The organism is Microcoleus sp. (assembly GCF_049646505.1).
GTDB lineage: Bacteria > Cyanobacteriota > Cyanobacteriia > Cyanobacteriales > Microcoleaceae > Microcoleus.
In genome coordinates, this window is the sequence record NZ_JBARVX010000391.1 from 1 (window position 1) to 14,227 (window position 14,227).

General features: G+C 47.2%; 12 protein-coding genes. 7 read left to right on the forward strand and 5 right to left on the reverse strand.

The genetic code is table 11. The annotated features are described in order from the left end of the window. Window positions 1-259: 259 nt before the first annotated feature. A complete protein-coding gene (locus WBA89_RS19570; RefSeq protein ID WP_424408862.1) occupies window positions 260-1,891 on the reverse strand; it encodes a YcjF family protein in 1,632 nt (543 codons plus the stop codon). 721 nt (window positions 1,892-2,612) lie between these two features. Here WBA89_RS19570 and WBA89_RS19575 point away from each other — a divergent pair. Together WBA89_RS19575 and WBA89_RS19580 are read left to right on the forward strand one after the other, a co-directional pair. Beyond that, window positions 2,613-4,433, forward strand: a complete 1,821-nt coding sequence (locus WBA89_RS19575) for an ATP-binding protein (RefSeq protein ID WP_424408863.1) — start codon at window positions 2,613-2,615, stop codon at window positions 4,431-4,433. A 276-nt stretch (window positions 4,434-4,709) separates the two neighbouring features. Then, a complete protein-coding gene (locus WBA89_RS19580) occupies window positions 4,710-5,237 on the forward strand; it encodes a hypothetical protein (RefSeq protein ID WP_424408864.1) in 528 nt (175 codons plus the stop codon). A gap of 139 nt (window positions 5,238-5,376) precedes the next feature. Here WBA89_RS19580 and ilvD read toward each other — a convergent pair whose 3' ends face one another. Further along, window positions 5,377-7,062 carry a dihydroxy-acid dehydratase gene (gene ilvD / locus WBA89_RS19585; RefSeq protein WP_424408865.1) on the reverse strand — a complete coding sequence of 562 codons (1,686 nt, stop codon included), beginning with the start codon at window positions 7,060-7,062 and terminating at the stop codon, window positions 5,377-5,379. Window positions 7,063-7,570: 508 nt separating this feature from the next. Here ilvD and WBA89_RS19590 point away from each other — a divergent pair. From WBA89_RS19590 to WBA89_RS19600, 3 genes are all read left to right on the forward strand, one after another. Beyond that, on the forward strand, window positions 7,571-8,413 hold the full coding sequence (locus WBA89_RS19590; protein ID WP_424408873.1) for a pentapeptide repeat-containing protein: 843 nt from the start codon (window positions 7,571-7,573) through the stop codon (window positions 8,411-8,413). A gap of 199 nt (window positions 8,414-8,612) precedes the next feature. After that, window positions 8,613-9,476: a sulfite exporter TauE/SafE family protein gene (locus tag WBA89_RS19595; protein ID WP_424408866.1), complete on the forward strand. Its 864-nt coding sequence runs from the start codon at window positions 8,613-8,615 to the stop codon at window positions 9,474-9,476. 15 nt (window positions 9,477-9,491) lie between these two features. Further along, entirely contained in the window at window positions 9,492-9,635 is a 144-nt protein-coding gene (locus WBA89_RS19600) for a hypothetical protein (RefSeq protein WP_424408867.1), read from the forward strand. A 122-nt stretch (window positions 9,636-9,757) separates the two neighbouring features. On the opposite strand, the gene WBA89_RS19605 is transcribed toward WBA89_RS19600, so the two are convergent. Further along, complete coding sequence (locus WBA89_RS19605; protein ID WP_424408868.1) at window positions 9,758-10,552, reverse strand: hypothetical protein; 795 nt, start codon at window positions 10,550-10,552, stop codon at window positions 9,758-9,760. A gap of 184 nt (window positions 10,553-10,736) precedes the next feature. Between WBA89_RS19605 and WBA89_RS19610 the strand changes: the two genes are divergently transcribed. Then, on the forward strand, window positions 10,737-11,063 hold the full coding sequence (locus WBA89_RS19610; RefSeq protein ID WP_424408869.1) for a hypothetical protein: 327 nt from the start codon (window positions 10,737-10,739) through the stop codon (window positions 11,061-11,063). Here the strand turns inward: WBA89_RS19610 and WBA89_RS19615 are convergent. Continuing rightward, window positions 11,060-11,254, reverse strand: coding sequence for a hypothetical protein (locus WBA89_RS19615; protein ID WP_424408870.1), 195 nt, complete (start codon window positions 11,252-11,254; stop codon window positions 11,060-11,062). The two genes, WBA89_RS19610 and WBA89_RS19615, sit on opposite strands and share 4 nt — an antisense overlap. Before the next feature lie 82 nt (window positions 11,255-11,336). Between WBA89_RS19615 and WBA89_RS19620 the strand changes: the two genes are divergently transcribed. Then, entirely contained in the window at window positions 11,337-11,876 is a 540-nt protein-coding gene (locus WBA89_RS19620) for a GIY-YIG nuclease family protein (protein ID WP_424408871.1), read from the forward strand. A 473-nt stretch (window positions 11,877-12,349) separates the two neighbouring features. Here the strand turns inward: WBA89_RS19620 and WBA89_RS19625 are convergent. Beyond that, the coding region (locus WBA89_RS19625; protein WP_424408872.1) for a PAS domain-containing hybrid sensor histidine kinase/response regulator at window positions 12,350-14,227 on the reverse strand (1,878 nt) is incomplete at its 5' end.

Consider the following 14,227-nt stretch of genomic DNA (forward strand, 5'->3'; position numbering starts at 1 on the left):
AGTCATTAGTCATTAGTCATTAGTCATTAGTCATTAGTCATTAGTCATTAGTCATTAGTCATTAGTCATTAGTCATTAGTCATTAGTCATTAGTCATTAGTCATTAGTCATTAGTCATTAGTTAACAATTAACAGTGATCATTTATTAGTTAACAATTAACAATTAACAATTAACAATTAACAATTAACAGTCAACAGCCAACAGTCAACAGCCAACAGTCAACAGTCAACAGTCAACAGTCAACAGTCAACTGACTAATTACCAGTCATCTTGGCGCTTGTTGCTGTTGGTTTCCCAATCGTCGCCCGGGTGCTTGTACAATGGTTCTGGTTCCACTTCTGCTGGCATTTCTAATTCGGGTTCCGATTCTTGTTGCTGGTAAATGTTCAGAGGTTCGACAACGCGGGCGATCGCATCTTTGACAAATGCTTTAACAAACTCGTCTTTCCGATTTAACTGAAACTGCCTTTGCACGACTTCGGCAATCCCGCCATCGCCCCAATCTTGGTCATGTCGGAAATATTCAATAAAACTTTTCCCGGCAATTCTGGTTAAATAAGCGGCGCTGACTGCTTGAATTGCTTTGCCGAGCACAAACCCGGCTACGCTTAATTGCAGCGCCCTTGAAACCACTTGAATTACGCCTTCAACTATTCCCAAACTTGCTAGAGTTTTTGCTAGAGATAATGCCAATTCTTTGGCGCGATCGATATTTAATTCGCAGCCGTAAATCTTGGCAATTTCTACTACCATTTGAGCGTTAACTGCTGCTGTCGCTAACAAATCCACAACGGGTAAGGGCGTGACGGCAATTACTCCGGCTCCGATCCACTGAAATCGCTCTACTACTTTATCAGCGGCGCGCCGTCTTTGAGCGTCAATTAACTTGCGCGCTTGGTCTCCCAAGTGCTGAGATTGCAACAAAATATTGTCGGCAATTAAGTCTTCGCCTTCGGCTCGCAAAATTGCTGCGATGCGCCTAATTAATGGCATCATATCCGGGTCTGGTTGAAATATTGTGCCGCTTTCTAGTACAACTTTTTGCGGGTTGGCGCTAATTGCAACTACATCCATTGCTGATACAAAACCTTTGACTCGCTGTCGCAGCCGATCGAGAATTTCGTCTCTGTCGCTGTCGGGATAAAGGTCAACTTTATTAAAAACCACGATCGACCTTTTGCCAATTTCCGCCAAAGTCCGTAGCGGTTCGTACTCAGATTTACGCAAATCGCCGTCCAAAACAAATAAGATCAAATCTGCCCCGGCCGCCAACTGACGCGCCAATTCCTCTCTGTAAGTCCCCGCTACTCCCGCTTCCAAGATGCCTGGGGTATCAGTAATTGCTAATTCGCGATCGATTCCTTTCAATGAAAGAGTGTAAGTTTCTCCAACTTCCGTAGTTCCCATCGGCGCGCCCACCTCTCCCGCCATCCGCCCCACCAACGCATTGACAGCCGAAGTTTTCCCCGCAGAACCGGTGCCGAAAACCACGATCCGAACATTGCCGCGGGCCATGTTAGCTTCAATTTCGCGGGCTCTCAACAGCAAAGCTTGCCGCGCTACTTCATCTTGAATGCGATCGACTTGCTGCCTAATTGCTTGAAGATTTTCCGAAGCAGCCTCACTTTTGACCACAGGAACCTTCGGATTAATCGCCCGTTTTCCCTTAACTTTTCCCGGACGTTGCAGCAGCTTAAAATAATAAAATATCGCAAAAATTAGCGTTCCCAAAAGTACAATTATTAGGAAAATCAGCAAATTAGCCAGCAACGGAGAAGCAGACAGCGCAACTTGACTGTAAAGCCCTGTCAAGGAACTTATCAGGCCAATAATCAGCCCCAGGGTGAGGCAGAAAGCAGCAATTAAGGTTAACAGGCGCGGCAAAGGCATGAGGGGGCGGCAAATAAAAGGGTTATACTTTGATTCTTACATTGTGATGATAATTCGGAACCGATCGAGTGTCCGATCGCACTGCTTAGCCTGCCAATCCCGATTCTGCTCGTGCTCAGTGCAGAATGCAAGCGGGTTTGAGCGGTAGGGAGTGCAGGCGGACAAATGCGCGCCCAAAGCTGCAATTGTAGCGGGTGCAGGCTGTTTATTGCTGCGTTCACCCGCCCGAACACCTCATTATTTCATCTGTGATTTATTCGATCGCCCCTCAAGCCACCCTTCTTTATCAAAAAAATAAATATCGCATTGAGTTACGTAGAAACACGGTTTCTTAACGCAATACCAGTTTCACTCAAAGAATGCAAATGATCGAACCCGCTATCCAAACCTTTACCGAATCAGTCAATCAATTTTAAATTTTAGATTTAATCCACAGATGAGTCTGGGAGCTTGAAATTTGGGTTTTCCGCGATTCATGTCTGGGGCTTGTATCAGTTTTTAGCCCTGGTCATTCCTAATTCTTCTAAAATCTCAAACAGTATAAGTGCGTCCTAGAAGCTCCGACAGCGGAAACCCGAAACCGGGTTTCTCAGGTAGGGTAAGAGCTTCCTCATTATTAACAAAAAATATCACATTAAGTATCGATGCGGTACTTTCTAAACATCCGCGAGTTAAGTTAGACTTAATTCTCAGTGCGTGAATTATTCACAGGTTCGCATCTATGCAGCTCAAACATCGCAACCAGGCTTCACAAGAACTTCCTACATCTTTCGAGTATAAAATCAAACAGAGCCACCTACCAAAGCTTAATTATTTTGTTCAAATAGCCCGCTCCTTCGGAAACCTCAGTATTGGCGACAAAATCAGCCGCGGCTACGCATTGGCTCTTTGTGTGGCGATTGGGGGCACGACTATCGGGATGCTGGCGGGGAATCATTACTATCGCAGAACTAACAATCAACTACACATCGATCGAGAAAGTCAGCTTTTAAATAAGTTGCAGGTGGCTTTGCTGCGGACGCAAAACAGCCAACAGCGATTGATTGACGGGATCGAACAGCCCGAAATATTTGACAGAAAATATCAACAGCTACAAAACAATATCTACAGTTTGAAGCTGTCGCTATCTGAACTAAAAAATCAGAAAAACATGGAGCAGGCAGCAGGTTTACAGGAATTTATCAAAACTTACGATTCGCTAGTGTCTAATTACATTTTGCAGCTACAAACAGTTAACGCTCAAATCAGCAAGTTGCCAGATAAGCCAGAGCAAAAAAGTGTTAAACGCAAGTTGCTGGCGAATTTCGAGCGAGATAAAAATGGGCGGCAATTAGATAAGGCGACCAATGATTTAGCAGAAATTATCGATCGCGCCCAAGAGCAAGAAGATGCAGCACGGGAAGCCCTGCTCAGAGCGCAGGCGCTGCGGGTGCAAATAATTTTTGGTAGCATGGCACTGTCGATCGTAATTGCAGCACTGCTGGCGAGCTTTACCAGTCGGGCGATCGCCAAACCCCTCGCCGCTGTCACTAAAATAGCGCAGCGAGTCACCGAAGAATCTAATTTTGAGTTGCAAGTACCAGTTACCAGCACCGATGAAGTAGGAGTATTAGCAGATTCGTTCAACCAACTGATTCAGAAAGTAAATCACCTGCTAGAAGAATTGAAATCCGAGCAAGAAATTAAGATACTTCAAAATGAGAAAATGGCAACTTTGGGACGGATGCTGGCCGGTGTTGCTCACGAAGTTAACAACCCAATCAATTTTATCTATGCCAACATCGATCCGGCAAAAACTTACGTTGAAGATATTTTAGATTTGCTCAAAATTTACGAAACAGAAATACCCAACCCGCCTCCTGCAGTCACGGCCAAAGCAGAAGAAATAGACCTCGATTTTCTCCAAGAAGATTTGATGAAAATATTTAACTCCATGCAAGTGGGTGCCCAAAGAGCCAAAGCCATTATCTTGAGTTTGAAAGATTTTTCTCGACTCGACGCTGCAGCGCCTGAACCAGTCGATTTGCACGCCTGCATAGACAGCAGTTTGCTGATTCTCAACAGCCGGGTAAAACACGGCGTTGAAGTGGTGCGAAATTACGGGGAAATCCCCAAAATAGAAGGCTATATGGGTTTGCTTTACCAAGTGTTTGTCAACGTTTTGAACAATGCACTAGATGCTGTGGAAGAGAGAGAAAAAATTGAGAAAACTCGCTATCAGGAAGCGAACCAAGAATCGGATTCGGAGTCAATCCAACAGGAAGTTTCTAGTTTTTCGCCGCAAATTACGATCGCTACAGAATACTTGGACGACGACTCAGTGGTAGTGCGAATTTCCGATAACGGTACGGGAATACCTGCGGCCAGTCAAGAAAGAATGTTTGAAACGTTCTTTACAACTAAACCGAGGGGTGTAGGTACTGGTTTGGGATTGGCAATCGGCCGCGAAATTATTGTCAAGAAACACGGCGGGACGATTAACTGTTGGTCGGAGATGGGAACTGGGACGGAATTTGCGATCGCCCTGCCGATCAAACATTAGACTTATCCTAAAAAGCCTGTAAAAAGCAGGCTTTGGGCCCCGCTCCACCATAATTATTGGAGAAGTCTACTAGAATATATTATGGAGATTTGAGATTTGAGATTGAGAATTGGTAATTGATAGTGGGTGATATCAATTCCGTCAGCATCGGAATCATACATCTTTCTTCTCTCTCTGTGTCCTCTGCGTTCTCTGCGGTTAAATCATTCCGATATAACCGGAATTGATATGATGGGTTAATCTAGAGTTGAACAAGTACAGTAAGGAGCGAAAATTATGGGACTATTTGACCAAATTTTGAGCGCGATCGACAATCCCAACCAACAAGCAAGTCCCAATCAGTTGGGCAACATTCTGGGTACGGTACAGCAGTTGAGCAGCAGCCAAGGCGTGGATGCGGGCACGACTCAGCTAGCGATGTCGGTTTTGAGCGGATACGTGCGATCGGCATTGAAAGACGTGCGATCGCAATCGGGAGATGCACAAGCTCAACAAGTTGTCAACCAATTTAGCGGCACAAACCCCAATCCGCAAGCGGTACAGAGTTTGTTTGGAAACAACCAATTAATTCAAATAGTTCAGGATATCGCCCAAAGAACCGGCTTGAATAACGGCACAGTCCAAGCGATGATACCTGTTTTGGTGCCCTTAGTGCTGAATTTGCTGCAAACCGGTGGCAACGCCCAAAATCCAGCCCAGGGTTCAAATCCGGTTTTGAATACGTTTTTAGATGCAGATGGAGACGGCGACGTAGATATTACTGACGCAATTTCGATGGCAAGTCGCTTTTTGAATCAGCGCTAATTGCCTGTTAAAATATTGTTGAATTAGATAGATTGGGATTTTTTAACCGCAGATATCAGCGGATAAACACAGATGAACGCAGATAGTATTTGATCTGCGTTCATCTGCGTTTACCTGCGGTTAAAAAAGTCTTCCTTCTTTAACCCAAACCCAAATCAGTCACAGCACCGATACTGCTAGAAGAAACCAACTTAGCGTATTTAGCCAAAACGCCCCTAGTATAGCGAGGTTTAGGAGCTTGCCAAGCTGCTCGGCGCTGCTCTAATTCTGCATCAGCAACATTGAGCTGCAACAACCGATTCTTAGCATCAATCGTAATTGAATCGCCCTCTTTTACTAAAGCAATTGTGCCGCCAACTTGCGCCTCTGGTGCGACGTGACCTACAACCAGGCCGTAAGTTCCGCCAGAGAAGCGGCCGTCAGTAATTAAACCCACAGAATCGCCCAAACCTGCGCCAATAATTGCCGAAGTTGGTGCTAGCATTTCGCGCATTCCCGGCCCGCCTTTTGGCCCTTCGTAGCGGACGACAATCACATCTCCGGCTTGAATTTTGCCGGCTAAGATTGCATCCAAACAATTTTCTTCGGATTCAAATACTCGCGCCGGGCCGGTGATTTGCGGTTTTTTAACGCCTGTAATTTTAGCGACTGCTCCTTCTGTTGCCAGATTTCCCCTGAGAATTGCTAAATGTCCTTCGGCGTACATCGGGTTGTTCCAAGGGCGAATTACGTCTTGGTCGGTTCGAGGTTCGCTGGGAATATCTGCTAACACTTCAGCAATAGTTTGGCCGGTAATTGTCAGGGCATCGCCGTGCAGCAAACCTTGTTCCAAAAGCATTTTCATTACTTGCGGAATGCCGCCGGCTTTGTGCAAGTCGGTTGCTACGTATTTGCCGCTTGGTTTGAGGTCGCACAGCACGGGAACTTTGGCTCGAATTGTTTCAAAATCGTCTAGGGAGAGTTCAACGCCGATCGTATTGGAAATGGCCAATAAATGCAGCACAGCGTTGGTTGAACCGCCGATCGCCATAATTACCGCGATCGCATTTTCAAAGGCCTTGCGTGTCAAAATTTGGCTCGGCAACAACTGTTTGCGAATTGCTTCCACCACAACTGTGGCAGATTCGGCAGCGCTGTCAGCTTTTTCGGCATCTTCAGCAGCCATTGTCGAAGAATAGGGCAAGCTCATCCCCATCACTTCAAAGGCACTGGACATCGTATTTGCTGTAAACATTCCGCCGCAGGAACCCGCACCGGGACAAGCTTTTTGTTCTACTGCATTGAGTTCTGCTTCGTCAATTTTGCCGGCGCTGAATTGACCGACTGCTTCAAAAGCGCTGACTACGGTTAAATCTTTTCCGTTGTGGTGTCCCGGTTTGATCGTGCCGCCGTAAACAAAAATAGCAGGAATGTTCATGCGGGCGATCGCAATCATCGCCCCCGGCATATTCTTGTCGCAACCGCCCACAGCCAGCACGCCGTCCATACTTTGGCCGTTGCAAACAGTTTCAATAGAATCAGCAATTACATCTCTCGACACCAGAGAATATTTCATCCCTTCAGTTCCCATCGAGATCCCGTCGCTGATCGTAATCGTACCGAACATCTGCGGCATCGCTCCGGCTTCTTTTGCGCTGGCAATAGCCCGCAAAGCGAGGTCGTTCAATCCCATATTGCAGGGCGTAATCGTGCTGTACCCGTTGGCAATTCCCACAATGGGCTTAGTGAAATCGCCGTCGCCAAAACCGACGGCCCGCAGCATTGCTCGGTTGGGCGCGCGCTGTACGCCTCCAGTCACAGCTTGGCTTCTCAAATTTTCAGGCATTCTCAAACTTCCTTTATCAGTGGTGGAAAAATCAGTCAGCAGTCAGTTGTTCAGATACCAGCTTCCAAAAACAATATATATGCAAAAGTCAAATTCACCCCCCGCAAGTCCCCCCGGACGCGGGGGGAAACAAGAATAATCTTGCCCCCTCCCCGAACTCGCGGGGAGGGTTGGGGTGGGGTGCACTGTATTTTTGCAAGAGTTCTAATGCAACTGTATACAATCCCCAAACCTATATCTAGCAAGTCATTCGCATCTCTCATTTCAAATTTAAAATCTGAAATAGTCTTGAGTGCTGACTGCTGATATATTTACCTTATTTTTGATTCTCTCAGAAGCGCGGACATTTGTGAGGCCATCTAGAATAGATTCGCACAGGAGTGCCAGGACATCAGAGTGCAAAGATTTTGCCGATACTGCACCGTGCGGCGTGAATACGGTGGTTATCTGGGATGATGTGGTAACACCCATCACTCTAACGTTTGAAAAAAATTGCGAGGCGAATGACATGGAGGCCGATCGAATTCTGAGGCAATATGCGGCCGGAGAAAGAATTTTTCGAGAGATTAACCTCGCCGGGGCCGACTTAAAAGGAGTAAACCTCAGCGAAGCTAGTTTTACCAGAGGGAATTTCCAAGACGCAAATCTCAAAGGCGCTAACCTGACGGGAGCGAACTTGCGCGAGGTGAAATTGGCCGGGGTGGATTTGACGGAAGCCAACCTCAGCGAAGCAAATCTGATCGGTACCGATTTGAGCCGCGCCAATCTCAGCGGGGCTAACCTAATGGGAGCGAACTTGCGCGGCTCAATGGCGAGAGAAGTCAACATGACCAAGGCTAATTTGACGGAAGCTAACTTGACCGAAGCCAACTTTACCGAAGCGAATTTGTTTGCGGCCAACTTAACCGACGCTAGCATGATTCGCACTAATTTGATGAAGGCAAATTTGAGTTGGTCAACTCTCAAAGCGGTAAACCTGACAAATGCCATCCTCAGCGAATCGCTGTTAGAAAGAGCTAACTTGACTCAGGCAATTATGAGCGGGGCAATGCTGAGCGGGACCAACCTGACTGGTGCAGACTTGCGCCAAGTAACGATGGTTGGAGCTAATCTGACCAATGCTAATTTGACCAATGCTAATTTGAGAGTTGCCAATGTGAGTTGGTCAACTCTGCGCGGGGCTAACTTAACCGGTGCTAATTTGTACCGGGCAAAGCTGTGCTGGTCTAATTTTAGCGGGGCTGTTTTGATCGAAGCGGTTTTGATTGATGCTAATCTCAATCGAACTAACTTCCGCGATGCAGATTTGAGGCGGGCAATTATGCCCGACGGCTCAACTAATGATTCTTAAAATTTGACTGTTGATTGTTGACTGTTGACTGTTGACTGTTGACTGTTGATTGTTGATTGTTAACTGTTGACTGTTGACTGTTGACTGTTGACTGTTGATTGTTAACTACTAATTACTAACTACTAACTACTAACTACTAACTACTAACTACTGACCACTGACCACTGACTACTGACTACTGACTACTGACTAATAACTAATGACTATCACTGAATTATTGATTCTGGTTGCATCTGGACTGTTTGCCGGAATTCTAGCTGGATTTTTGGGTATCGGGGGCGGTACGGTGCTCGTGCCTTTGTTGGTGGCTCTCAATTACGATCCGGTGCAAGCGGTTGCTACTAGCAGTTTGTCGATCGTCATTACAGCTATTTCTGGCAGCATCCAGAATTGGCGCATGGGCTATCTCAGCTTTGGCAAAGTGGCTGGCATCGGATTTCCAGCCGTCATTACAGCACAAATCGGTGCTTATTTGGCGGGGATATTTCCGCCTTATTTGCTGTTAGTTTCTTTTGGCTTGTTGTTGTGGCTAAATATTTATTTAATTGAGGTTCGCAAGCACATAACAGCTAAGAAGAAAGCGGAAGTAGAACAAGGGGAACTGGGAGAAAAAGCAAGACAACTAGAAAATGCTCACTTATCAATTACCGATCGCGAATTACCCAAGAATTCAAATATTTTATTCAATCCAACTTTTGCTAAAATTGCTACCGGCAGTGCGGCGGGTTTATTAGCGGGTTTGTTCGGCGTAGGCGGCGGCGTGATTATGGTTCCCTTGCAAATTTTGCTGTTAGGAGAAAGCATTAAAACTGCAATTCAAACCAGCTTGGGTGTCATCGTCATCACTGCTATTTCGGCGACGGCGGGACACGCGGCGCGCGGGAATGTTTTGTGGGTTGTGGGGTTAATTCTGGGCGGCGGCGGTTTGTTGGGGGCGCAAATCAGCACCCGGTTTTTGCCGAGATTGTCCGATCGCACTATTAGTTTAGCTTTTCGATCGCTCTTGGCAATTCTATCGATTTATGTTTTCTGGCAAGCTTGGCAAATATTTAGTCATGGGTAATGGGGGAATGGGGGAATGGGGAATTGGGAATTGGGAATTGGGAATTGGGAATTGGGAATTGGGAATTGGGAATTGGGAATTGGGAATTGGGCTTTGGCCCGCGCAGGAAATGGGGAATTGGTTATTGGTTGTTATCCCCAACTACTCACAAAAACCTAGAAAAAACCCACAAATAACTAATGACTAATGACTAATGACTAATGACTAATGACTACTGACTAATGACTAATGACTAATGACTACTGACTGCTGACTAATGACTGCTGACTGCTGACTACTGACTACTGACTGAGTTTCTTGACGGCGCGAGTCAGACGCTGCAAATAAGGCTTGACAATTTCTTGATTTTGCCGCTGCAACTCGGAAATTTGCTCGTGCAAATGCTGGATATCGGTTTGCATTGCCGCTGCGTCTATTGCCGGTCGATCGAGCAAATGCTGCAATTGCTTCAGAGAACCTTGGATTTCATTCAATTCTACATCGCTCGATCGCTCCTGCAACTGAGCTGTAATAGTTCTCACCTCAGTTAACTTTTCGTCCATCAATAAAAATCGGACGTTGACATTTTGCCAATCATCCTCTCTGAGGGCGCTATTTTCCAAGATGCGGAGTTTTTCCCGCAAATCCGACAGAATGGTGTAGAGCTCCTGAGAATCAGCAGGTAGCGCCTGCGCTCGTTCCAGGGATGCTACGGCTGCTTGCAAGTCGCTGATAGCGCTCGATTCCAAACTGAGGATTTTTTGTTTCAAGTCGGATACTGCCGTGTAAAGTTCTGCTGGTTCTCCAGGTAGCAACTGAACTTGCTGCGATCGACCTTCTGCTGCGGCCTGTACCTCCGCGATCGCAGAATTTGACTTTTGTTGCATTTGTTGCTCGAAACGCTGGCGATTGGCGATATTCAGCGATATCGCTGCGGTTAAGGGGGCTGCGGCGTAGAGAATTTGGCCCGACAATCCCGCAGCAATCGTCCCAATCGCTGAACCGGCAACAGAGGCGTATTCTGCCAATTCTAGCCAATCCGGCTGGCTTGGGGAATTTCTCAAAGCTGGGAGTGATGCGTTTTCGATTTTCTGCATAGACTTGTAGTCGTTGTCTGGTAGATGATACGTTTTCGATACGGACATGATAAAAGCGATCGGCAAATAAATCCGGGCTATTTCTTAAATTTTCTAGACTGTGATATTTTAACTGACCTTTTGCCGATCGCCGCTGTCGGGTAAAATTCAGAGTGCGCCGGTGTCTGTCAGGAGTATATAGAAAATGGGTCTCAAGATTATTCAAAGCTACGATAGCAATTTTGTCCTCGAACCGGATGCTAAAGCTCTACTGTTCGGTTTGTTAACGGGTGAAAGCTTTCTCCAACAAATAGCGCTGCAATTGCAGTGTTCGCGCATTGAGTTTGCGGAGTTACTTTTTCAGCCAGTGCCCTACAGCAGCAACACGCCGAAGGGAATGCCTGCGGAATTTGAACAGTATCACGAATCGATCGATTTTGCGATCGTCAACGTCCCGCCCAATTTCATGTTTCAAGCCAAAATATTTAAACCCAGCCGCCTCTGTGCAGTTTATCGACTTTTTAAGAATTAGTTGACTGTTGACTGCAAACTGTTGACTGCAAACTGTTGACTGCAAACTGTTGACTGTTGACTGTTGACTGCAAACTGTTGACCGAAGGAAGTACGTCCGCTTCTTTCGTAACGGATGTAACGGATGGATTTTGAGGGAAGTAAGGAAGAAGGAAGAAGGAAGAAAAAATACACAGCAAGCTTTTTAGCCATCCGTATTTCACCTTGAATTAGGTGGATTTACTTAAGAATCAGAAAAACGTCAGAAAAAATTCACATCGACAATTAACCAGAAATGACAGAAGACATTCAGCCTCTCGCTAGCTTAGAATTCATTCCCTACATTGACTCAGAGGGAAAATTGCCCGATTTTGTCCAGGGAAAAATTGGCGTTTATGCGATTTTTGACAGGGATAAAATGCTGCAATTTGTCGGTTATTCTCGCGATACTTACCTCAGCCTGAAACAGCATTTGGTACGGCAAACCGAATATTGCTATTGGGTGAAAGTCCAAATTATCGATCGACCAAACCGCACTATACTCGAAAACATCCGATCGAGTTGGATTGCTGAAAACGGAGCGCAGCCGGAAGGCAACGGTGCCGATGCAGCCAAGTGGAACGATCCCATCGACACCAAAACCGTGATGACAGCCCAGGAAGTGGCAAATTATGAAGGTATTGTTGCCGATGAACTTGCCAAAGATAAATTGTTAAAAAATGTAGCGCGCCGGGTGGAAAATGAAATTTTATCGCTGCTCAAAGCTCGCGGTGTAACCGAAGAAATCCGGTTTAATCCCAAGTTGAAAACTAGCGGATTGTTGGATTTAAAGTAATCTTATTCTGTTCTCTGCATCTGCGTGCATCAGCGTCTATCAATTGTCATCTGCGGTTCAGAAATTATCTTTTTTTTTACCGCAGATACGGGCAGATGAACGCAGATTCACGCAGATGAATGAGATTGATTTTGGTGGAAGATGATTCGGTGGTTGTTGAGTGGATTTGACAATAGGGAATCTGCGTGAATCGGCGTTTATCAATTGTCATCTGCGGTTGCAAAATTATCTTTTTTTTTACCGCAGATACGGGCAGATGAACGCAGATTCACGCAGATGAATGAGATTGATTTTAGTGGCAGATGATATCATTTCCGTTAGCATCGGAATTATTCATTTCTCTCTGATCTCTCTGTGTTCTCTGTGTTCTCTGTGGTTAAATCATTCCGATGCAACCGGAAACGATATGAATCGGTGGTTGTTGAGTGGATTTGACAATAGGGAAATGATATTATTTGTGGGTTCGATCGACCTTACTGCGAATTTGTTAACTTTGCTAAAACAGCGGCGAATCGAGCCGGATCGATCGGCTTTGCTAAATGTTCGTCGTAACCGGCGTCGATCGCCCGCTCTCGGTCTTGTTCGCTAGCATAGGCTGTCAGCGCCACCGCCGGCAAGCGCTTGATTTTGTCGGATTCGGACGATCGCACTTTGCGGATCAGCGAGTAGCCGTCCTCAACGGGCATCCCGATGTCGCTGACTAGAATATCGGGCGGCGACTGCTGCAAAAGCTCGATCGCCTCTTGTGCTGAAGCAGCCGCTGTCGCCTGCGCCCCCAACTGTTCGAGGGCGACAATCAAAAACTCCCGGTTGTCGGGTTCGTCGTCAACTACCAACACTTTTAAACCGGCCAACATACCCGGACGGATTTGAGGGGCTTTCCTTTCCTCTCTCAACTGCCGCTGCTGGCTGCTCCGCTGTTTGAGGGGCAGCATGACGGTGAATGTCGCACCCTGGTCTTTACCCGGACTTTCGGCGCGCACGGTGCCGCCGTGGAGTTCCACCAAGTGCCGGACGATCGCCAATCCCAGTCCCAAACCGCTGTCAGCCCTGGTAATCGACCCGTCTGCTTGTCGGAAGCGATCGAACACGTAGGGCAGAAACTCTGCAGAAATGCCTTTGCCGGTATCGCTGACAGTAATTTGCAGGTAATTGGGCGATGGGGAATCAGCCACAGCTACCGCCGACAAACTCAGTTTCACGGTTCCGCCCGCTGGCGTAAACTTGACGGCGTTAGTCAGCAAATTCGAGAGTACCTGCTGCAACCTCTGCGCGTCGCCCCTCATCAATTTGACTGTGGGGTCTAATTCCGAGGAAACTGTCACAGACTTGGCCTGGGCGGCGAACATGACTGAACTCAGAGCAATTTCGATCGCGCTTGCGATCGCGAACCAGCCGTCTTTCAGAGCCAGTTTGCCTTGAATAATCCGGGAAACGTCGAGCAAATCTTCTACTAGCTGCACCTGCACCCTCGACTGGCGCTCGATCGCTTCCAAACCGCTAGCTAAATCATCTTCTGTGTAGGGGAGGCCGCGCAGCCTCTGCGCCCAGCCCAGAATCACATTTAAAGGCGTGCGGAGTTCGTGGGAAAGCGTGGCGAGAAACTCGTCTTTCAGGCGGTTGATCGCTTCTGCTTCCGCGCGCGCGGCTTGTTCGCGATCGAGCAACTGAGCGAGTTCTGCTTCTACTTGCTTGCGATCGCTGATGTCGGCGACGATCGACATACAATTTATATTGCCTTGAGCGTCGCGGACTGGAGTTGCCCACAAACTGATGTCGATCGCGGTGCCGTCTTTCCGTTGGCGCTGGGTTTCCATGCCCGCGAGCCCCTTTCCTTGACTAATTTTTTTCAATTTTGCCGTGAATTCCTCCTGCTTGTCTGGGGGAATGGAGGGCAAAAATTGATTTTTTGCCTCTGATTCCGACCAGCCAAAAATCCTCTCGGCTGCTGGGTTCCACATTTTCACAATCCCGTCGTCGGCGCTAACAACGGTAATTCCTAGGGGACAAGCTCGGATCAAAGCTTCCAAAGTTTGGTTGGTTTGCGATCGCGCTGCTTCTGCTTGTTTGCGATCGGTGATATCGACGTTTACCCCGATCGCCCGCTGGGACAAACCGCTCTCGTCCTGAAACACCTTAGCCCTGCAAGCAATCCAGCCCACGCTGCTGTCGGGACGGCAGATGCGGAACTCAATGTTTAATTCCTCCCCGGATGCCGCCGCAGCCTGCAACTGCTGTTGAGTGAAAGCGCGATCGTCTGGATGCACCATTGCCAGCAAATTCTGATAGCTGCTGTCGAAACCGCCGACCGGCAGTCCGTACAAAGCCTCTAATTCCGGCGTACACGCGAG